The organism is Magnetococcales bacterium (assembly GCA_015228935.1).
Taxonomy (GTDB): Bacteria; Pseudomonadota; Magnetococcia; order Magnetococcales; family DC0425bin3; genus HA3dbin3.
The window spans coordinates 348-21,684 of record JADGCO010000070.1; the positions used below are offsets into that span (position 1 = coordinate 348).

Annotated in this window: 11 protein-coding genes and 2 tRNA genes; 5 read left to right on the top strand and 8 right to left on the bottom strand. The window is 55.7% G+C overall.

Annotated features, from left to right (window positions below):
• Nucleotides 1-259, top strand: a 259-nt coding sequence (locus tag HQL65_14775; protein MBF0137499.1) for a DUF4351 domain-containing protein, incomplete at its 5' end; no start/stop codon positions are given.
• Between the two features lie 530 nt (nt 260-789).
• Here HQL65_14775 and HQL65_14780 read toward each other — a convergent pair.
• The 5 genes from HQL65_14780 to HQL65_14800 form a co-directional block, all read right to left on the bottom strand.
• Nucleotides 790-1,128, bottom strand: coding sequence for a P-II family nitrogen regulator (locus HQL65_14780; protein ID MBF0137500.1), 339 nt, complete (start codon nt 1,126-1,128; stop codon nt 790-792).
• A 72-nt stretch (nt 1,129-1,200) separates the two neighbouring features.
• Nucleotides 1,201-2,829 carry a citramalate synthase gene (locus HQL65_14785; GenBank protein MBF0137501.1) on the bottom strand — a complete coding sequence of 543 codons (1,629 nt, stop codon included), beginning with the start codon at nt 2,827-2,829 and terminating at the stop codon, nt 1,201-1,203.
• Nucleotides 2,830-2,942: 113 nt separating this feature from the next.
• Entirely contained in the window at nt 2,943-4,181 is a 1,239-nt protein-coding gene (locus HQL65_14790) for an aspartate kinase (GenBank protein MBF0137502.1), read from the bottom strand.
• Between the two features lie 13 nt (nt 4,182-4,194).
• Complete coding sequence (locus HQL65_14795; GenBank protein ID MBF0137503.1) at nt 4,195-4,488, bottom strand: hypothetical protein; 294 nt, start codon at nt 4,486-4,488, stop codon at nt 4,195-4,197.
• A 125-nt stretch (nt 4,489-4,613) separates the two neighbouring features.
• The gene (locus HQL65_14800) at nt 4,614-7,196 is read right to left on the bottom strand and encodes a hypothetical protein (GenBank protein ID MBF0137504.1); all 2,583 of its coding nucleotides are present in this window, start codon (nt 7,194-7,196) and stop codon (nt 4,614-4,616) included.
• A 310-nt stretch (nt 7,197-7,506) separates the two neighbouring features.
• Between HQL65_14800 and HQL65_14805 the strand changes: the two genes are divergently transcribed.
• Nucleotides 7,507-7,782, top strand: a complete 276-nt coding sequence (locus HQL65_14805; protein ID MBF0137505.1) for a PilZ domain-containing protein — start codon at nt 7,507-7,509, stop codon at nt 7,780-7,782.
• Nucleotides 7,783-7,792: 10 nt separating this feature from the next.
• Here HQL65_14805 and HQL65_14810 read toward each other — a convergent pair whose 3' ends face one another.
• Together HQL65_14810 and HQL65_14815 are read right to left on the bottom strand one after the other, a co-directional pair.
• The gene (locus HQL65_14810) at nt 7,793-10,162 is read right to left on the bottom strand and encodes a bacteriohemerythrin (protein ID MBF0137506.1); all 2,370 of its coding nucleotides are present in this window, start codon (nt 10,160-10,162) and stop codon (nt 7,793-7,795) included.
• 131 nt (nt 10,163-10,293) lie between these two features.
• Entirely contained in the window at nt 10,294-17,814 is a 7,521-nt protein-coding gene (locus tag HQL65_14815) for an amino acid adenylation domain-containing protein (protein ID MBF0137507.1), read from the bottom strand.
• A 274-nt stretch (nt 17,815-18,088) separates the two neighbouring features.
• Here HQL65_14815 and HQL65_14820 point away from each other — a divergent pair, with 274 nt between their 5' ends.
• The gene (locus tag HQL65_14820; GenBank protein ID MBF0137508.1) at nt 18,089-20,020 is read left to right on the top strand and encodes a response regulator; all 1,932 of its coding nucleotides are present in this window, start codon (nt 18,089-18,091) and stop codon (nt 20,018-20,020) included.
• 110 nt (nt 20,021-20,130) lie between these two features.
• On the opposite strand, the gene HQL65_14825 is transcribed toward HQL65_14820, so the two are convergent.
• Nucleotides 20,131-20,205, bottom strand: a tRNA-Thr gene (locus tag HQL65_14825).
• A 148-nt stretch (nt 20,206-20,353) separates the two neighbouring features.
• Here HQL65_14825 and HQL65_14830 point away from each other — a divergent pair.
• Nucleotides 20,354-20,869 (top strand): YbjN domain-containing protein, encoded by a 516-nt coding sequence (locus tag HQL65_14830; GenBank protein ID MBF0137509.1) that lies wholly within the window; start codon nt 20,354-20,356, stop codon nt 20,867-20,869.
• A gap of 139 nt (nt 20,870-21,008) precedes the next feature.
• A tRNA-Val gene (locus HQL65_14835) sits at nt 21,009-21,083 on the top strand.
• Nucleotides 21,084-21,337 lie beyond the last annotated feature (254 nt).

Genomic DNA, 21,337 nt, shown 5'->3' on the forward strand with positions numbered 1-21,337 from the left:
AAACGGCATCCTGATCGGCGAAAAAAACGGCATCCTGATCGGCGAAAAAAACGGCATCCTGATCGGCGAAAAAAACGGCATTCTCAAGGGAGAGATGCGTACCCTGCTCCTTCAGATCCAACGTCGCTTCGGTCCCGTACCCGAATGGGTCCATGCCAGGTTGGCCAGCGCCAATCTGGAAATGCTCGATATATGGACGGAAAATGTCCTGGATGCCACATCTCTGGAGGATGTTTTCCAGGGACGGGACAGGCAATAGGTTGCTGAATGCGGAAAAACATGTCGGGTTTGTCGCAGAGGATGTGTCGGACCTGCTGGCAACCCAGGACCGAAAAAGACTCTCGGCCATGGATGTGGTGGCCAAGTCAATCACCTGAAATCAGAACAGAATCAGCCGACCTTGAATCCGGTTTCTTTTTGATTGGGTGGTGCCATGCCATGACCTATTCACCTTGAATTTACAAGACAATTCCACATCCGAAGAAGCCCCATGCACCTGGCTTGAAAATGCTTAAAAATCAATTGGTTTTCGGATAAGGTGGAGCGCATCGTGGCAATCGGTCAGGTCATCTTGGGTCACCACCCAGAAAAGGATCACTCGCCAGGACCAGATCGGCCATCCGTGCAAAATCAAACTGCTCAATTGCCTGGCGGGGAATGTAGCGGGAAAAGAAGACGCCCCTCCCGCATCCCTACCCCCTCTCAGGGTGAGAGGGGGGAGAATCGTGACACCTTGATTTTGCAAGAAAGATTGCGGATCGACATGGTGCGGGCTGGTGTACTCAAACACTAGAGGGCGTTTGAATCCCGTTCGCCGGTACGGATACGCACGACACTGACCACATCGCAGACAAAAATTTTGCCATCGCCGATCCGACCGGTGCGGGCGGCCTGTTCGATGGCTTCGACAGCCCGTTCCACGCGGTCATCGTCAATGACGACTTCCACTTTGAGTTTGGGCAGAAAATCGACGACATATTCGGCACCGCGATACAACTCTGTATGCCCTTTCTGTCGCCCGAATCCCCGCACTTCGGAAACGGTTATGCCTTGGATGCCGACTTCGGAGAGGGCCTCCTTCACGTCATCCAGTTTGAATGGTTTGATGATGGCCTCGATTTTTTTCATCAACCGATCACTCCCATGGCTGTTGCAACCGCTTGAGCCTGACACCGAATTGACATCTGGCTGACCAACTGATCAATTCCCGGCATGTTGACCATTCAGGGCCGGAGTTTGATCCTTATATAATTTATAAACCACAGCGTCTACCAGAGCCTGATAGGCGGCGGCAATAATATTTTCCGAGGTACCCACCGTGCCCCAACGGTCGGTCTGGTCTTTGGATTCAATCTGGACCCGGACCTGGGCAGCGGTTCCCCCTTCCGAGATGATTCTGACCTTGAAATCGATCAGGCTCATCTCCCGCAAATTGTCATAGAAACGGACCAGGGCCTTGCGCAGGGCCATGTCGAGGGCATTGACCGGACCATTGCCTTCGGCGGCGGTGTGTTCCACATGTCCCCCTACCGAAACTTTCACGCTGGCATCGGAGACCAGAAAAATGCCGCCACCCTCGGCAACATCCCGTTCACGTCGCTCGTCGATAACCCGAAAGCCGTGCAGGGTAAAATAATCCGGGACCTGGCCCAGGGCACGCCGCGCCCGCAACTCAAAGCTGGCTTCGGCACCGTCAAACTGGTAACCCTTATGTTCCAACTCTTTGATGTCACTCAAGAGAGACGCAATGCGCGGATCCTTTTGATCCAGATCGCCCAGGCCAAAATCCTTGAGTTTATAAAACAGGTTGCTGCGTCCGGCCTGTTCGGAGATCAAAACCCGTTGCCGATTACCGACACTCTCGGGGGTAATGTGTTCGTAGGTACCCGAATCCTTGAGAATGGCCGACACATGAATGCCACCTTTGTGGGCGAACGCCGAGGCTCCGACGAAAGGCTGGTTTTTTTGTGAGGGTCGGTTGGCCATTTCGTTGACGAAGCGACTGATGGCGGTCAAGGATTGGACCTGATTGGTTTGCATGCGCAGGGATTTGCGCATTTTCAGGGCCAGATTGGGGATGATGGTGGTCAAATCCGCATTACCGCAACGTTCGCCCAGGCCATTGATGGTTCCCTGGAGATGCACGGCACCATGTTCCACGGCCATCAGGGTGTTGGCCACGGCCAAGCCACTGTCATTGTGGCAATGGATGCCCAATGGGGCACCCACGGTTGCGGCCCGGGCCATGATGGCCGGAATTTCGTGGAGCAACGTGCCGCCGTTCGTATCACACAACACCAGACAGTCGGCCCCGCCTTCGCGGGCTGCCTGCAAGGTACGCAGGGCATACTCTGCATCGGCCTTGAAACCATCAAAAAAATGCTCGGCGTCGTAATAGACCGTATCGACATGTTGTTTGAGGTAGCGAACTGAATCGAAGATCAACTCCAGGTTGGCTTCCAGGGATATTTCCAGGGCCTTCCGTACATGGAGATCCCAGCTTTTGCCGAAGATGGTGACCACCCGGGTAGCGGAGCGGATAAGGCTTTGCAGGACCGGGTCAGTTGCAGTCGTGGTATCGGCCCGGCGCGTCGAGCCGAAGGCGGCGACACGGGCATTTTTCAGGGAAAGAGTGCGGACCTGGAGAAAATATTCCACATCCTTGGGATTGGATCCGGGCCAGCCGCCTTCGATCACATCGACGCCCAGATCATCAAGGCGTTCGGTGATGCGCAGCTTGTCCTCTACAGAGAAGAGGACATCCTCGCTTTGGGAACCATCCCGCAAGGTGGTATCATAAATCAAGAGAGGCACAGCGGCAGTTGGCATGCTTGGACCGCGTTTATGTTGTTGATTTGCGTGGATTTGGCAATCCATCATCAAAAACGAACGGGGCGACCGGATGGCCACCCCGCAGCAACGTTTTATTTTGACAAAAAAGGTTAACGGCTGACGCGGTCCCCTGTTTCCTTATGCAGCTCGAAGGCATCGTGCAAGGTTCTGACTGCCAGTTCGGTATATTTTTCGTCCATGACGACCGAAATCTTGATTTCGGACGTTGAGATCATTTGAATATTGATATTTTCCTTGGAGAGGGCATTGAACATTTTTTGTGCCACACCCGAGTGGGAGCGCATGCCGACGCCGATGGCGGAGACTTTGGCAATTTCGGAGTTGCCCCGGATTTCGCGTGCGCCGATATGGGAGACGGATTTTTCCAGGACTTCGAGGGCCTGGCGAAAGTCCGACTTCGGCACGGTGAAGGTGAGATCGGTTTCGCCGCTGGCGGAAACGTTCTGGATGATCATGTCCACGTTGATATTGGCGTCCGACAGGGCGCTGAAGACGGCTGCTGCCATGCCAGGGCGGTCCGGGACACCCATGACCGTGATTTTCGCCTCATTCTTGCTGTAGGTAATGCCGGAGACAAGAACCTGTTCCATCGTCGAATTTTCCTCAGTCAGGAGGGTTCCGGTGCCTTCTCCCAGCGAGGTGAGGACGCGGACCGGAACGGAATATTTTTTGGCCAGTTCGACCGAACGTGTTTGCAGGACCTTGGCTCCGAGGGAAGCCATTTCCAGCATTTCGTCGTAGGATATGAAATCCAGTTTGCGGGCTTTTGGTTCGATACGCGGGTCTGTGGTGTAGACGCCGTCCACATCGGTATAGATGTCGCAGAAGTCGGCTTTAAGGGCGGCGGCGAGGGCCACTGCCGAGGTATCGGAGCCACCGCGGCCCAGGGTGGTGATGTTGCCGTCGGCATCGATCCCCTGGAAGCCGGCCACGACCACGATGTATCCGGCCTGGAGATCGTGGTGGATGCGGGCGCTTTCGACTTCCTGGATGCGGGCTTTGCTGAAGGAGTTGTCGGTGATGAACCGGACCTGCCAGCCCAGGTAGGATTTGGCTTTGCAGCCCTGGGATTCGATGGCGATGGCGAGCAGACCGATGGAGACTTGTTCTCCGGCTGAGACCACCACGTCGTACTCGCGTTTATTGTAGACGGGGTTGATGCCTTCGACCAGGGCCACGAGGCGGTCTGTTTCGCCGGCCATGGCGGAGACGGTGACCACCACCCGGTTGCCGGCCCGATGGGCGGCGACGGCCCTGGCGGCCACATTCTTGATGCGTTCAATGTTGGCGACCGAGGTGCCGCCATATTTTTGCACGATAAGAGTCACGGTCGTATCCGCTTCATGATTTCCTGTGTCTGGATTGTTGCCTTGCCTGCCGGGTCCCGACCAGAATGTTCGGGGTGGAGGGTTTGGGTGGTGGTTTTCTTCTGGCGGCTTTTTCGGCGGCTTTTTCCATGCGTTTGGCTTCCCTGGCGGCTTCCTGCTTGTGCAGTTTGACCAGATAGAGGGCCAGGACCAGGGCGATGATCAGCAGAAAGGCCACCAGGGCCCAGCCATAATAGACTTCGGAGTCCACATAGCGCCGGAAGCTTTCTGACACCAACTGGGCAATGTTTTTATCTGCTTGATCCATGACACGGCTTCCCGGCAAGCCACTTGAAAACCTCCACCAGCCCAACATTCTAACAAATCCCTCCGTCCTGGCAACGGAAAATTCACGCCGGCACCCGATCTGGAGGAATTGGGGGACTAAAGAGGCTACGAATGGGACATGCGCATTTTTTGTTCCACGCCGGCAAGAGCCGCCGTTGCCCTGGATGTGGCGGCATGCAGATTCATGGCCTTGTCGGCGGTGTGACGCAGGGCGGCCAATGCGCTTGTCATCTCTTGCAGGCCATGGTCGGGGGTTGTCAGGGACTCTTCGTTATTGTTCCGGGACAGGGCAGAAATTTGGTGGGGCCATTCTGTCATGCTGGCGTGCATGGCCTGGATTGTGGTGTTGACCTCGGCCAGATCCCGAACCTGTTGACCCATGGCCTGCACCAGGGTAGTGATGGATTCTGCCGCTGCGGCAACCTGACCGGCAACCGGTCCGGTTGAGTGGACCATCTGGTCGGTGGTTGTGGAGAGTGAGTTCATGTTTTCCGTTTGGTTGGTGACGGCCCGGGAGATGGCATGATTGGTCTGGCCGATATGGTCAAGGATGCGGCCAATTTCACGGGCTGCATCCATGGATGCGTGGGATTGTTTCTGGACGGCATCGGCATGCTGGTGAATCATGATCGTGGCCTCGCTGGTCTGGCGGGCCAGCGCCTTGACTTCATTGGCGACCACGGCAAATCCCTTGCCGGCATCTCCGGCTCCGGCGGCTTCGATGGAGGCATTCAGGGCCAGCATGTTGGTCTGTTCGGCAATTTCATCGATCATTTCGACGGCCTTGCCGATTTCCCGGGCTGTTCCCGACAGTTGGTCGATGATGCCAAAAGAGGCCTGGGTCAGGTTGTTGGCGTGACTGAAATCCTGTTCGGCAATCCCGCATTGTTGCTGGACCAGCGTAAAAGCGGTTGCCAGTTCCTGGAGCGCTGTCGTGATGGTCTGGATTTCCTGGCCCACACCCTGGGTCGTCGTCGCTGCCGATTGCAGCTCGGCCTGAACCTGGTTGGCGTTTTCCTCCAGGGTGGTCAGATGTGCCAGGTTTGCTTCGGTCTGGGTGAGCAGGCTTTCCATTTGGACAAGATGGGCAGATATCTGTTCGGCAACGGCCTGCGCCTGGGTTGTGGATTGAGGCGCAACGACCTGGGCCAGGTTTTTCACTGTTTCATTCAGGGTCGTCGTCGTGGTCTCAACGGCGTCAATATGCTGTGCCAATTCGGCATGAACCTGCGCCTGATGTTTTTCAGCCTCGCGCATTTCTCGAATGGTCTTTGCCAGAAGATCGGTCGTCTCGGTCAGCATGGTCGCGGGAATGCCGGTCTGTAGCTGAGGCTGATGCTGATGCCGAGGCTGAAGTTGAGGCTGAGGCTGTGGCTGGGAAGGTGGCAAGGGGTCGTCAAAATCCGGTTGCGCATGCTGTATGGAGTTTGTAACCACAGGTCGTGCGGATTGACTGGTCAGATCAGGCCACCGTCGATGGAGAATCACCCCGGCAACCGCCATGGCCGCTGCAAAAAGCATCCAGGCCATGACCAGAAACATGGACCCGGAACCTCTTGGTATCTCGGCCCCATCCCCGCTTCCTTCCGTGCCGGTAGCCATTCCGGAAACGGCTTGGGCGGCGGTCAAAACCTTTTCCAGGGCAAGACGGCTTTTCTCCAAACGCCCATCCACGGCGGCAAGACGCTCCTGACGGGTTTGCCGGGCCGACCAGGTTTCCTGATACGCTTTCAACTTCTGGAGAAAAGGCTTGAAATCACCTTCGACCTGACCGGCTTGTTCCAGAATGATCTGGATCCGTCGCAATATCTGGGCAATGGCATGCCTGGTTCCGGTTTCTCCAGAACCTTCTGCCTGGTCTTTCCTGTTGGTCGGCCCATGCCCGGATTCCCCGGCCACGGAGGCCAGCAACAAGGCCTGGATTTCCTGTTTCAAATCCGGGATGAGTCGTTTTTGCAGTCGCGTCTCGACTTTTCCGGCACTCTCTTCCAGCGCATGGAATTCGCGCAGGCGGTCCCGATCCTGGGCCTGTCTTTTGGTGGCATACTGTCCCATGGCCTCCTTGTAGGCATCCAGGGTATTCCGAAGGTCTTCCTGCAAGATGGCATCCAGTTCCGATCTGGCCATTTCCCGCAAAAATTCTTCCAACAGGGTACGGAACGTCAGCAGAAGCTGGGGATCGCCACGCAAGACAAAATCTTTTTCAACCCGGCGCAACCGGACCATCTGCATGTCCAGATGGCTGACATCCAGGTGCCGGAACTCGGCATCCAGATCGAGAATCACCTGTCGCCATGGTTTAGGTGGTGTTGCCTGACCTTCCCGCCAGGCAGCCAGAAAGTCGGCAACCTCCCGCGCATAGGCCAGCAACTCGGTCTGGCAAGGGGATATGCCGGAATTTTGTGCGGTATTTTCAGCCACGCGCCGCAGGTGATCCCGGGCCTGATCCAGTTGATCTGCAAGAACCGGGTTTTCGTACAAACGCAGGCGTGCCACCAGGGTATCCACCAGGCCCACGCGGCGCGACAAGGCACCCGTCCCACAAGCCTCCTGTGCGGAGGAAACCGCAGCCAATCGCCGGAAATCCTTTTGGGAACCGGTCCATGCGGCCTGGAAAAAGCCGGCGGATCCCAGCAACAGGATGCCTGGCAGAAAATATATCAAATTGAATCTAAACCGATTATTCATGGCAGACAATCGTCGGCTCCCTCCGGACCACTCCCTGAAACGAGGTCCCCATCATCGAGATGGATCAGCCCTTCCGTTTCGGCTGCACTCCCTGCATATTCGCACAGGATACTGGATTTTTCCGGTTCCCTCACTGGAAAATTGTTGTGTATCCCATGTAGGGTTGAGTGTTCCATTCATGAGCGACGGCGCGGGGCTGTAAAGAGCTTTCTCGGGTTGAATTTCCATCTGAGAAAGGTTGGCCGGGCGATACCTGGGATGCTTTTTTGACCGGTTGAATTTCAGCCTGGGTCATTGTATCGTGGGTCACATGAGCGACCGAAACAAACGCAAAACCATCCGCCTCCCTTACTCCACCCGTATCCAACTGAAAGTGGCTGGACACGAATGGTCTGGTCATGTCAAGGATTTCAGCACCAATGGCTTGTTGATTTGTCTGGATACGGTTCCTGGCAAGATACCTCCCCGACTGACGGATCAGGGCATCATTATTTTCCAGATTGAGGGGATCGATATGGAAATCATGGTTACCGTTGTCCGATCAATCGACAATCACTGCGGCGTCGAATTCAAGCACCCTTTCTGACGTTCTGGCTTCATGGCTTTTGTCTGTTGCCTGACGTGGCCAGATGGCGTCCCATTTCCAGGTCCCATTTTGAAATGTGAAACAAAAACCAGTTTCTGACGAAAATGGACAGGTCCAGTAACAGGGTGTGACTTTTTTCTCCCACGAGTCCGGCCGATTTTCCTGCCTGTTGCAAAAATCCCCTGTGCTGTGCCTGATGGTTTGCGAGTTGCGGATCGTTTGCCTGTAGCATGTATTTTTCTTCACGGGCAAAATGTCCCTTGGCATAATCGATCAACTCTTTCAGGATGGCTTCCTGTTTGTTTCTGCCTTCTTCCGAATTGAAGGATTTATGCAGAACATTAAGTATGCCAAACAATTTTTTGTGATCGCTGTCAATTTCCGGCACGCCGATGTTCAGGTTGTTCTGCCACTCGACAAGATTTGTAAAGTTCGGCTGAAAGTCGAGAGGTGTCAGATAAAGTTTGTCCAGGGCGGCGAACAGTTTCCGCCGTTCGCCGTTGACAACGCGCATGGCTTCCCTGGCTGTGGTGTCTTGATTGCCAGGGGTTGGGTTGTCATTGATCGAGGCAATGACAGTCGAGGCTGCGGCATGCATGCCCTGACAGCCGCTTTTGATCTCCTCGAACAAGGGCATGGCTGCAAGCGGTGCGTCCTGATTGGCCAGAATCCATTTGCCCACTTCGCTTTTTTCCCAGGTGGCAAAGGCATCATTTTTCAGTTTCACGTTTCCGAAAGCGGCCTTGACCAGTTGTCCCATCATGCTCAGGACATCGCTCTTGAAGCGAAACATTTCGAACGGTTCGGAAAAACCCTCAAAAGTCAACAAGTTGTCATGGAAAATATCATTGGTTTCCCGGGCAATGTCGGCCAGGCTGCCAAAATGGTTGATGGAACCATGCAGAAAACGGGTCATGCGCAGGGAGGTTGCCAGCTTTTCCTTCACTTGCTGGGATAGTTCATTGGTATTTTTGGCAAAATCATAGGTCGAAACAGAAAATTTTCTGGCTTCCCGGGTTTGCTGCTCCATGTCCCAGGCCGTTCTTGCAACATCGGACGCCTTGGCAGAGATTTCTTCCACACTCGCGACGCCCTTGACTGCCTCTTCGGCGACGTTGTTGGTGGCGGATTCGAGTTCATGCGTGCTTTGCATGATCGTCAACATGGCATCCTTGACCTGCTCCATGGCGTGGGAAACGCTTTGGGTTGCCTGGTGCTGACCATCGATGGCCTGGACAATCTCCCGGTTGACATCGTGGATACGATCCACCAGTTTGAACACCTGCCCGGAGACCGAGGTTGCCTCAGCCGATTTGTCCTGAATTTCCAGGATTTTTTCTTCAATGTTGCTGGTCGCCTGCACGGTCTTCTGGGCCAGGGTCTTGATTTCGCTGGCAACCACGGCAAATCCCTTACCGGCATCACCAGCCCCGGCTGCCTCGATGGCCGCATTCAATGCCAGCATGTTGGTCTGATCGGCAATTTCATAAATGAAATCCACCACCGCCCCAATCTCCTTGGCGGCATTGGCCAGTTCGCTCAAAACGGCAGCAAAAGCGCGTGTTGCCTGATTCGCCTCGTCGGAAGCCGAGTTGGCAACGTGACACTGGGTACGGACATCATCGAAGGAGCAGACCATGCGCTCCGTGGCTTCACCCACCTCAGATGTGGATTCACTCGAACGACTCAACTGCGCAAACACGTTTTGCAGATGAAGAACCATATTGTCGGCGGCTTCGGCCATGCTGCGCAGATTTTGTTCTGCCGCCTTGGATGCGTTGGCAACTTTTTCGATATCACTGGAAATATCACCTGAGGATGTTGCCAGGACATCCATGTTCATGGCAATCTGACTGAGCTGGCTTTTGGTTGCGGATACTTCCTGGGCCAGTTGATTGTTGCTTTCATCAATCTTTCCTGCCAGGTCATAAAGGCTGTTGACATCCCTGCCGAAAAATTTGTGAATCTGGATCAATTCCATGATGATCGCGGAAGCATTACCGGCCTGCATGCCAATGATACGAACAGACCGGATAAAATAATCAATGATTTTTTTTATTCCGGCCTTGATGTCTTTATTATTTTTAAAAGAGACGCCTGTTTCCGGAAGATCCGGCAACTTGGCAAGCTGTTCTTTTATTAGCTCGGACCCATCCAGGCCATCGGATGGCAAGGCAGTTCGGGACATTTTCCAGGCCAGAAAACCAAACACACCCCCAACGAGCATGGCGATCAGGATCAACAACCACCACGAAGCATGCATGCCGAACCATAAAATGGCCATGCCAATCAAAATTGCTTCCACAAAAACCGCCATGTACAGCCATGCAGAACCAGATAAAAACAGGGATGATTGATTCAATTTTTCAATCCTGACCACGTTGAATTCCCCTCTCCTCGATTGTGTCAGCAAGGCTCCCCCCGACCATGGGCAAGGTTAACTGGACGCCGTTTCCTTGCCACATTTGATGCAAAACACGGTTCCGCGTTCCGTTCTTTCTGGAAAAACCTCTACCGGGCTGCATCCGTCCCTTCCGCCGCATCCAGGCACTTTCCCAGGACCCTGGCCAGGTCCAATACGTGCGGATGGGTCAACATGGTCAAATGATCCCCTGGAATTTCATGGACATCGATCATTCGAGCCAGATGATCTGCCCAGCCTGAAGTCGCATTCCGGTGTATCTGTCTGGCCTCTTCGGTCAGCAAACGGTCCGGCTGCATATCCCGCGCACGCATCAGGGTGATCGGAATGGGGTGTGGACCGGGTGCAGGTTGATAATGGGCCTGGAGATTGGCCTTGTAAACATCCATGAAACCCTTGAAGCTGGAGGGGGGCGCATCGGGAGGCAACACGTCGGACATTTTAAGGCGTTCCAACATCAGGGTCAGTTGTTCTGGCGGCGTCAAAGGTTCCAACATCTCCTGGCTCAAATCCAGGGAGACCCCATGGAGATGTCCAACGATGGTGGCCACCTGGGCCAACCATTGGGCGTGACTCCACGTCAAACCCGTGGGGGTGTAGTGGTGGGGGGCAGGCGAGTCGAGAATGACCAGCAAGGCCACTTTTTCGTTGTTGTTGCACAGTTGCCGGGCCATTTCGTAGGCAACCAGGCCTCCAAAGGAGTGTCCTCCCAAGGCGTAAGGTCCCTGCGGCTGGACGGTTTTGATCGTTTCCACATAATGACTGGCCAACGCCTCCACCGTGGTCAAGGGCGGCGTTGTCCCGTCCAGACCTGCCGGTTGCAAACCATAAAACGGGCGTTGATCATCCAAATGCCGCGCCAATTCATGAAAATAAACGACGTTGCCCCCGGCCCCCGCCGCACAGAAAAACGGCAACTTGTGACCGCCGGTGCGGATTGCCACCAATGATGACCATGGATTTTCCATCTGATTTTGGCGCAGATAGCGGGCCAATTGCTCGATGGTGCCGGCCTGGAACAGGGTTGCCAACGGCAACTGTGGATACCCCCGTTGGGCAATTCTGGTCATGAGGCGCACGGCTGACAGGGAGTGGCCGCCCAAATCAAAAAAATGATCCCGCAGGCCGACAGGCCGTACCGCCAGGACCTCTTCCCAGATTTGGGTCAGTTGTACCTCCAGTGAATCGCGGCAATGGGTACGGACGGGGCTGGTTGCTGCATGTTCTTCCTGCCCGGAGGGGAGGGCATGGCGATTGACCTTGCCATTGGGAGTGAGCGGCAGGGCATCCATGGGGATAAAAACGCCTGGAACCATATGGGGAGGAAGAGATGCCTTGAGAAAGGTGCGTAGCGTGCCCACGGTGGGCATGGCCGGTTCGGAACCATCCGTCTGCTCGGAAGCAGGAACGATGTACGCCACCAGACGTTGATTGTCGATTTCCCCACGGGCCATGACCACGGCTTCGCGGATGGCCGGATGCGCGACAAGTGCTGCCTCGATCTCCCCCAGTTCAATGCGAAAACCGCGAATTTTCACCTGATGATCGAGACGACCGAGAAATTCGATCTGACCATCGGGGCGATAACGTGCCAGGTCGCCGGTCTTGTAGAGACGGGCACCGGGAAGCGTACTGAAAGGATCAGGAATAAATTTTTCCGCAGTGAGTTCGGGGCGTTGGTGATACCCGCGTGCCAGGCCCGCACCGCCAATATGCAGCTCACCCGAAACGCCGCTGGGTACCAACCGCCCGTGGCGGTCAAGGATATGAAAGCGGGTGTTGGCAATGGGGCGACCGATGGGAACCACGGCAAGATGTGTCTCTTCGACCGTGACTGGATAGATTCCCGACCAGATTGTGGTTTCGGTGGGGCCATACAGATTCCAAAGTGCCCCGCCCCGCGACAACATGTCGCGGGCCAAAGATCCCGGCAACGCCTCCCCCCCCACCAACATGGTCAAAGAGGGTTTACCCGGCCATCCGGCATGGATCAACAGGCGCCAGGTGGCAGGGGTGGCCTGCATCACCGTGATTGCATGTTTCGCCAGAAGATGACTCAGGGATGCCGGATCGGCTGCTTCGCCGCCCTTGGCCAGGACCATTGTTCCCCCGCAGATCAGCGGCAGATAAACCTCCAACCCAAAAATATCGAAACTGACCGTGGTGACGGCCAACAGGGAGTCATGACCATGGAAGCCGGGTTCGCGTTGCATCGCCAAGAGAAAATTGATTAATCCTCCCCGCTTGACCTCCACCCCCTTGGGTTTTCCGGTCGATCCCGAAGTATAGATGACGTAGGCGAGATGTTCCGGCGTTACGGAACAGGCGGGATCGTGTTCAGGGTGCCGGGCGATTGTGGGCCACGCCGTGTCGAGGTACAGGGTCTCGCCTGCAAAAGGCAGGTGTGGCTGCGTTGTCTGGGTAAGAATGATTCGCGCACCGGAGTCGTCGAGCATGAAAGCCAGGCGTTCAACGGGATAATCCGGATCCAGAGGTACATAAGCCCCCCCGGCCTTGAGGGTAGCCAAAAGGGCAACGATCAACAGGGGCGAGCGTTCCAGGGCAATTGCCACGAGGGCATCGGCCCCGACGCCAAGGGCGATCAGGGCATGGGCCAACTGGTTGGCCCGGCTGTTCAGTTCGCCATAGGTGACAAGATTTTCGCCACACACCACCGCCAGGGCGTGTGGATTTTCCCGCGCCCGCATCTCGAACATCTGGTGGACATCCAGGTGTTGTGGCAGGGGCATGTCCGTGGTGTTCCAATCCACCAGCAGCCGGTGTTTCTCGGCAGGAGGGAGGATATCCAGGGTGACAAGGGGTGTTTGGGGTGCTTGTTCCAATGCCGTGACCAGGGCTTCCAAGGCTCCCTGCATCAGGGCACAGACACGGTCGGCGTCAACGCTGCTGTCAATCTGGGCGGTCAGGGTGAATCCTTCGCCCAGATCGTCGATGGCCAGGACGAACGGATAGTTCGTGCGTTCTTCGGATTGCAGGATCTCGACCCCTGCCAGGTCGAGACCGGCCCCGCTTGTCGTGGGGCTGTGCCGATAATTGAGCATGGCCGAAAAAAGCGGTACCGCAGCCGGGAGTGCGCTGCATCGTTGTGCCATGCTGAGCGGGGCATGTTCATGGTGCAGCAGTGCCAGCAGTTGTTGTTGCGTGGCGCGCAGGGCGTCGGAAACAGGGCGGGCATCGCAGGCAATACGCAGCGGCAGGGTATTCATGAACAGGCCCAGTGCCCGCTCGATTCCCTCTCCTCCCTGCATACGACCAAAAAGCACGGTCCCGAAAACCACATTCTCCTGGCCGCAACAATGCGATAAAACCAAGGCCCAGGCCAGATGACACACGGAAGCGGGTGTCGCCCCCAGGCGACGTGCCTGTTGGCGCAGTTGCAACGCCAAAGCCGCCGGCAATGGACGACGCGCTTCCTGACTTTGTGTGCCATCCCCCTGGACATCGACCAGGCCAAAGGGCACGGTTGGCATTTCGACATCGGCCAGCATGGCCCGGAAAAAGGCTTCATCCTTCGCTGCCATTCCCTCCCGACGCGACATGGCCACAAAGTGACGAAAGGGAACAGGTGGGACAAGACCCGCGTTCGTACCCTGCAAACGTGCGGCAATCTCCTCCACCATGACATCCACCGTCGTGTGGTCCATGATCAGGTGGTGTGCCAGAAACAGCAGTAAAACCCGTTCACCGTCATGCGCCTGCAACACCCGCAGCAGGGGTGCCCGGGTGAGATCCATACGGGTGTGACGTGGATGCCAGTACTCCAGCATTTGTGCGGCCACAGGACCGGTGTTCGGGTCAAAATCATGTTTTTCCACCGACAACGTCGCCCGCCGCCAAACCACCTGGACCGGTTCGGATGACAACGAATGGACCACGGCGGTGCGCAGAATGTCATGGGCATCGACGATTGCTTGCAGGGCATGAATGAAGGCCATGCTGCGTTCCAGGGAGTCGAAGGCCAACAACGACGGCAGCAGGTAGGCATCGCCGGTGGTTTGCAGCAGGTGATGGAACAGTATTCCCTCCTGGAGAGGGGCCAGGGGGTAAATTTCCTGGACGTTGCGTGCCCCCCCGTCAACGGTAGACACGATCCGATCAATTTCAGCCTGCGTCAGGTCAATGAGGGATAACAGATCGGGAGTGATGTGATGCGTGCCGGGAACAATCCGGTTGGCGGGGGTCGTCGTGGAAGTTGAGCCATCTTGACCGATGGCACGGATGCGTTGGGCCAGTTCGGCCACGGTGGGGGCCTCAAAAATCCAGCGCACGGGCAGAACGATCCCCAGGAGATCGCGCAGCCGGGAGGCCATCTGCGTCGCCAGCAGGGAGTGACCGCCCAATTCAAAAAAATTGTCTTGGATACCCAGGGTATCCTGGCGTAAAAGCGTGGCCCAGACACCCACGAGAACCTCCTCAAGGGTATCCCGTGGGGCAACGACGTTCGCCGGGATGGAAACATCCGGAGCAGGCAGGGCACGTCGATCCAGTTTGCCACTGGCGGTAAGCGGCAGCCTGGCAAGAAAGACAAAGGCAGCAGGGATCATGGGGTCGGGCAACGACCCCTTGAGGAAATGGCGCAACTCCCTGATGGTTGGCACATGATGTTCTGGAGTTGTCTCTCTGCGGTCGGGGACCATGTAGGCCACCAGATGGGCATCGCCGGATTCATCCCGGGCGACCACCGCAACTTCCCGCACAGCCGGGTGGGCCAGGAGTGCTGTTTCAATCTCCCCCAATTCAACGCGAAACCCACGAATTTTGACCTGAAAATCAAGGCGACCCAAATAATCGATGGCGCCATCGTCGCGATAACGGGCCAGGTCGCCGGTTTTGTAGAGTTTGGCAGCGGGGTCGCTTGAAAAAGGGTCGGGGATGAATTTTTCGGCGGTCAGTTCCGGACGATTCAGGTAGCCGCTGGCCACACCCACCCCGGCGATGTGCAGCTCCCCTGCCACGCCAACCGGGACCGGGTTCAAACAGGAATCCAGAATATACAGGCGTATGTTGGCGATGGGATAACCGATGGGTATTTGCAGCGGGGATGCTTGGCGTTGACAGGCCCAATGGCTGACATCGACGGCGGCCTCGGTGGGTCCATAAAGGTTGTGCAACGCAACCGTCGGGGGAAACGTGGCAAAAAATTGTTCCTGAAGCTCATGACGCAAAGCCTCTCCGCTGCAAATGACCAGTCTCAGGGAGGCGCACGTCGCTGCGGCTGCTTCTTGCACGAACAGTTGCAACATGGAGGGGACAAAATGGAGCGTGGTGATTCCTTGTCGTTGAATCTCTTCCACCAGATAGGCGTTCTCCCTGTGGCCACCGGGCCTGGCCATGACCAGACGCGCCCCCACCATGAGCGGCCAGAAAAACTCCCACACCGACACATCAAAGCTGTAAGGGGTTTTTTGCAAGACACGGTCCGCGTCCGTCAAATGGAAAGCATCCTGCATCCAGAGCAGCCGGTTGCAAATACCCCGATGATGGTTGATCACCCCTTTGGGGCGACCGGTGGAGCCTGATGTGTAAATCACATAGGCAGCATGGTCAGGGGTGACAGCCGATGTCGGATTGTGCATATCGGGGGATGTGAAAAGACCGGGTTGGTCATCCAGGGTCAGCGTATGCGTCGTACAGTCGAGTGACCGCACCAAAGGCAACAGATGGCTTTGGGTCAGAAGAACCGGTACCTTGGCATCTTCCAACATGAATTGCAGGCGGTCGGCGGGATATTCCGGATCCAGGGGCAGATAGGCCCCGCCCGCCTTGAGAATGGCGTACAGGGCAATGACCATCTCCGGCGAACGCTCCAGGCACACGCCCACGATGTTGCCAGGGGCAATCCCCATGGCCAGGAGGCGGTGGGCCAACTGGTTGGCCTGCCGGTTGAGTTGCCGATAACTCATGGAATATCCTGCAAACACCAGGGCACAGGCATCCGGATTTTGTTCCGCCTGTTCCTCAAACCAGTGGTGCAGACAGCGATGCAGAGGATAATCAACGGAAGTATTGTTCCATTGCTGCAACTGGGACCTCTCCGCATCGGTCAACATGGGAACCAGCCCCACCGGCTGATCGGCCTGTTTCAGCAAATGGGTCAGCAATTGATCAAAATGGCCGGCAAGGTTCCGGATGGTTCGGGGGGAGAACAACGCGCTGTCGTAGCGGAATCTGGCCTCCAACCGTCCATCGGACAACTCCTCCATGGAGAGTTCCAGATCCACCAGGGCACTGATGTTTGCCGTCGGCAGGGGCGAGAGGGTCACTCCGGCCAGGGAAACCTCCTTGAATGGTGCATTTTGCAACACAAACATCACTTGAAAAATGGGGGACACGTTCAGGCTGCGTTCCACCCGCAAATCGTCCAGAAGCTGTTCAAAGGGATAATCCTGGTGATCAAAGCCTGCCAGGGCCGTGGATTTGACCTGCCGGACCAATTGATAAAAATCTATATTTTTCAGCATGAAAATTCGCATTACCAATGTATTTAAAAACAGGCCGATGAGACCTTCTGTCTGACTGTGCGGACGCTGGGCCACCGGTGTTCCAATGACGATATCCCCCTGATGAGTATGGCGATGCAACAACACGGCGTAGGCGGATAACAAGGTCATGAAAAGGGTCACCTTGTTCTCTTGACAAAACCGGTGCAACTGGCGGGTGAAATACTCGGGAAAATAGAGATATTCCACACTGCCCTCATGGGTGCGCACAGGCGGACGGGAATAATCCAGGGGGAGTTCCAGAAGGGCCGGAATACCATTCAGGTGTTCCTTCCAGTATTCCCTCTTTTGTTCCAGGGAGCCTCCTGTAAACTTTTGTCTTTCCCAGCAGGCATAATCGGCGTACTGGATGGGCAGCGGGGGCAGGGGAGTGGGTTTCCCCTGCACGAAAGCATCGTAGAGCCGGGAGAGTTCATCGACCAGAATACCGATGGACCAACCGTCGGCGATGATGTGGTGCATGGTCAGGAGAAAAACATGTTCCTCGGGATGCAGTCTCAGCAACATCGCCCGCAACAACGTTGCCCCAGAGGCAAGATCAAAAGGCAAGGCCGCTTGTTGACGGGTGGTCTCTGTCACGATGGTGGATTGTTCTTGCGGGGTAGCCCCCTGGAGATCAAGAATTGGCATGTCCAGGGTGACGTTCGGCCGGAAGCGTTGCACGGGTTGATCGTCCCGGGTGAGAAAGGCGGTACGGAGTGCCTCGTGACGGTGAACGATTTCGTTCAGGGCCATGGTCAAGGCAGAGACGTGCAACGTTCCCTGTACCCGTATCACAAAAGGAGGAAGGTTGTAGGTGTGGCTCCTGCCGTTTTCCAGTTGGTCCAGAAACCACATCCGTTGTTGGGCAAAGGAGAGGGGCAGATCCTTGTCCCGGGGCTGGATGGGAATGGGTTCCTCTCCCGTCTGGGAGGATGTGGCGGATTGTTCGAGCAAGGCAATAATTTCTGCCTTGGCAGTGGCCAACTGGTGCAAGCGTGAGGGCGTCATCACACCTTTGGGGGCAGTGTAGCGTACATGACCCTGATCGACGGTCAACATCACGCCCAGTTTCTGCAAGGATTGCAACAGTGCCTGACCTTCGGTCATCCCAATCTCCTTTTGGCAATATCCCCCCCAAAAAAAATATTCTGCTGCCTTCTTTTCCTGCCAACCATTCGACACTTCCGGATCACCCGAACCCAACGGCCACTCTTTCCCGGCCCGGGATGGTACCACCAGGGGTCCGGAAGGAAAAGAGCGACACTGCCGTGATTTTCATCATTATTTTGAAATTTTCAGAATTTTTGGAAAGCATTCCAGAAAAAAATGTGTATAATGGCCGGATTTACATCTTCCCTTGATCCGGGAAACAAACAGCCTCATGAAAAGTCCGCTTCAGGTTCTCATCATCGACGACAATGCTGTTGACAGCACGTTGTTGCGGGTGTTTTTGCGTAAACTGGCCCGTTGGCACGTCACAACAGTCGTGCGCCAGAATGGGGAAGATGCCATGACCTGGCTCAAGGATAACGAGCCTGACCTCATTTTCGTCGATTATCGTCTCGAAGGGGAAACCGGGACGGAATTGATTCAACAAATCAAGGCTGCCGGTTGTCCAGCCGGCTTTATCCTGTTTACGGGTCACGAGGGCGAGGAGGCGATTCTGGAAGCCTGGCGGGCCGGGGCAGATGATTATATCCACAAGTCTGAATTGAGTCTGGAAACCCTCAGCCGCTCCATCTATCACACCCTGCACAAGGTTTCCGCCTCCCGTGCCCTTCAGGAGGCTCTCGACTCCCTGCGACGTACCAAAAAGGATCTGGAATTCCGGGTTCTGGAACGAACTGCCCAACTGTCGGAAGCTCATGAGCAGTTGGATACCATCACCTCGGCGGCCCACGATGCCATCGTCATGCTCGATCCCGGCAACCGCATCATTTTTTGGAATCCGGCGGCAGAACGCATTTTTGGCTATTCACCGGCTGAAATTCTGGGTCAGGATTTTCATACGCTTCTGGCTCAGGGTGAGCTGTGGGGCACGCTCCTGGAAGATATTGGCCGCATCTGCCGCGAGGGGAGCGATACCGGCCATCGTCTGGTCGCCGAAGCCATGGTTCGCCACCAGAATGGACAAAACTTTGTCATGGAAGGATCCTTTACCGCCATCCTGATGAAAGGTGCCTGGTATGTTGTCGGAATCCTGCGCGATATCACCCAGCAAAAGGAGGACCTGGCCACCCTGAAACGGGCCAAGGAAGAAGCCGAACAGGCAACCCGTCTGAAAGACAGGTTTGTTTCCCTGGTGGCACACGATCTGCGGGGGCCTTTCACCACCATCCTGGGCTTTTTGGAGTTGTTGGAAAATGATGTAAAAAATCCGTTGAGTTCCAAGCAAAAATCCTTCCTGGCCTGGGTGGTGGAAAGCAGCAAAAAAATGCTGCGCATGATTGATGAGCTTCTCAACATCAGCCGCCTGAAAACGGGCAAGATTACACCGGATCGCCGCTTTTTCGACGCCCGGTTTGCCGGGGAGAGAGCCTTGGAAAACCTGCAACCGCAGGCCATGGCCAAAAAAATTCTGCTCGCCAATCACATACCGGAAAACTACCGGGTCTATGCCGATCCCAACCTTTTTGGCGAGGTGTTGCACAATCTGATTTCCAATGCTGTCAAATTTTCCCGTCCCGGGGATCAGATCACGCTCAAGGCACCCCAGGGAGAACTCTCCTCTGTGGCCGTTGAGGATACCGGGGTGGGCATTCCCGCCAGCCGTTTGGTCAATCTGTTCAAACTGGAAGAAAAAACTTCAACCACGGGCACGGCTGGAGAACACGGGACCGGTTTTGGATTGCCGTTTGCCGACGAAATCATGCGTGCCCATGGCGGTTCCATACGGGTTGTCTCCGAGGAGAACAAGGGCAGTACTTTTTCCGTCCACCTGCCTACCGTGACGCCCAGACTCCTGGTGGTGGATGATGACCCTGACTTCCGCAAGCTTTTACTGACCTTTCTTGAAAGGATCGGGGTATCCAGCACCGAATCTTCCACGGCCAGGGATGCCATTCACAAAATCAGCCAGTACCCGTTTCACCTGGTGATTTGCGATGTCAACATGCCGGAAATGGGTGGTTTCGAAGTGCTGTCACATGTGCGCAGCAACCCCAAGACCAAAACCCTGCCCGTCATCCTCATCACCGGCGACAATTCCATGGAATCGCGGGAAAAAGCCTTCCGCATGGGGGCCGACGATTTTATCAACAAACCCATTGCCGCCAACGAATTCCTGCCCCGGGTCCGCCATTTTGTCGGTTGAGCCGGACCAGAAGTTCGCCATTTGCACTCTCGCCGCCTGCGACAGGCAAGGATGGGTTCCCTGCTAACAGAAACGGCCACCTTATTGGTGGCCGTAAGTCTTTGTTTTATTGGAGCCGCCTCTCGGAATCGAACCGAGGACCTGCTCATTACGAGTGAGCTGCTCTACCCCTGAGCTAAGGCGGCACGACGCTGGACATCCTAAGCCCCAGCCTCATTCTGGTCAAGTGTTGCTTCAGCGACCATTTGAGTGTGACTTGATCTGCGGCAAGAAAACAGGCAAACTGAGAGGGTGGAGAAGAGGCAACCATCAATCCCTTGGTGAACGGTTTCAATGAGTCAAATCACGCGCAGACCCACACCGGATAATCCCGAAGAACCCTCGATCAATCCGATTGGCATGATCGAGGAGTACGTCATTGACCAGGATTGGCATGCGGACCGGGTTGATGAGTTTGAACTCTGGACCGAAATTCCGACGCAATGGGGCAATTTTCGGCTTTGGACCACCTACCACGAAAATACGGGATTCCTCCAGTTCAACTGCTATCTGACCCTGAAGGTACCTTCCCGACTCTGGGGCCGCACTGCCGAAACCATGACCCTCATCAACGAACGCATCTGGATCGGCCATTTTGAAATCTGGAACGAAGAGATGACGCCGGTCCTCCGGGTCGTCCTGCCCATGCGGGGAGCCCCCCTGACCGAAGAACAGATTGAAGATATCATGGTCTCCATCTACCAGGATTCCGAGCGGTTTTTCCCGGCTTTGCAGTGGGTCATCTGGGGTGGCAAAAAACCCGAAGAGGCCGTGGCCACGGCCATGATCGAAACCGAGGGCGAAGCATGACCCCGAGCCGTTTTTTTGCTGTGAATAGGGGAAATGTTCCTGGCAAAGTGTCCATCCGTTTGTTCTGCAAAGGGATTTATTTGTCTCCTGAAAAAGGGTTGACGATCCCGGCGAATCAGACTAACGTGGCTTCCGCATTGGGCGGTTAGCTCAGGGGGAGAGCACTACCTTGACACGGTAGGGGTCAGAGGTTCAAATCCTCTACCGCCCACCATGAAAATCAAACAGTTACGGCCACTCGCAAGGTGGCCGTTTTCGTTCCAGTACCCACATAGTACCCACTTGGAAGAAATTCAGGGGAAACGTGCGGCAACATCGGTGCCCGCTGCCTGGGGTCTTCCCGGACAGGTTCCTGCCAGAGGGAAATCCCACCATCCCATGCCTGTTCCTTTGTCCGCGTTTCAAACGCGAGCAAGTCACGCGACCAGAAAGACGCCAGGAACAAAAAGGGCCAGATCGCTCCGGCCC

What these genes read in the sequence shown, in the direction of transcription:
- HQL65_14805 (MBF0137505.1), top strand. Translation starts at nt 7,507, where the DNA reads ATGAGCGACCGAAACAAACGCAAAACCATCCGCCTCCCTTACTCCACC.
- HQL65_14830 (MBF0137509.1), top strand. Translation starts at nt 20,354, where the DNA reads ATGAGTCAAATCACGCGCAGACCCACACCGGATAATCCCGAAGAACCC.
- HQL65_14780 (MBF0137500.1), bottom strand. Translation starts at nt 1,128, where the DNA reads ATGAAAAAAATCGAGGCCATCATCAAACCATTCAAACTGGATGACGTG.
- HQL65_14815 (MBF0137507.1), bottom strand. Translation starts at nt 17,814, where the DNA reads ATGACCGAAGGTCAGGCACTGTTGCAATCCTTGCAGAAACTGGGCGTG.
- HQL65_14795 (MBF0137503.1), bottom strand. Translation starts at nt 4,488, where the DNA reads ATGGATCAAGCAGATAAAAACATTGCCCAGTTGGTGTCAGAAAGCTTC.
- HQL65_14800 (MBF0137504.1), bottom strand. Translation starts at nt 7,196, where the DNA reads ATGAATAATCGGTTTAGATTCAATTTGATATATTTTCTGCCAGGCATC.
- HQL65_14785 (MBF0137501.1), bottom strand. Translation starts at nt 2,829, where the DNA reads ATGCCAACTGCCGCTGTGCCTCTCTTGATTTATGATACCACCTTGCGG.
- HQL65_14820 (MBF0137508.1), top strand. Translation starts at nt 18,089, where the DNA reads ATGAAAAGTCCGCTTCAGGTTCTCATCATCGACGACAATGCTGTTGAC.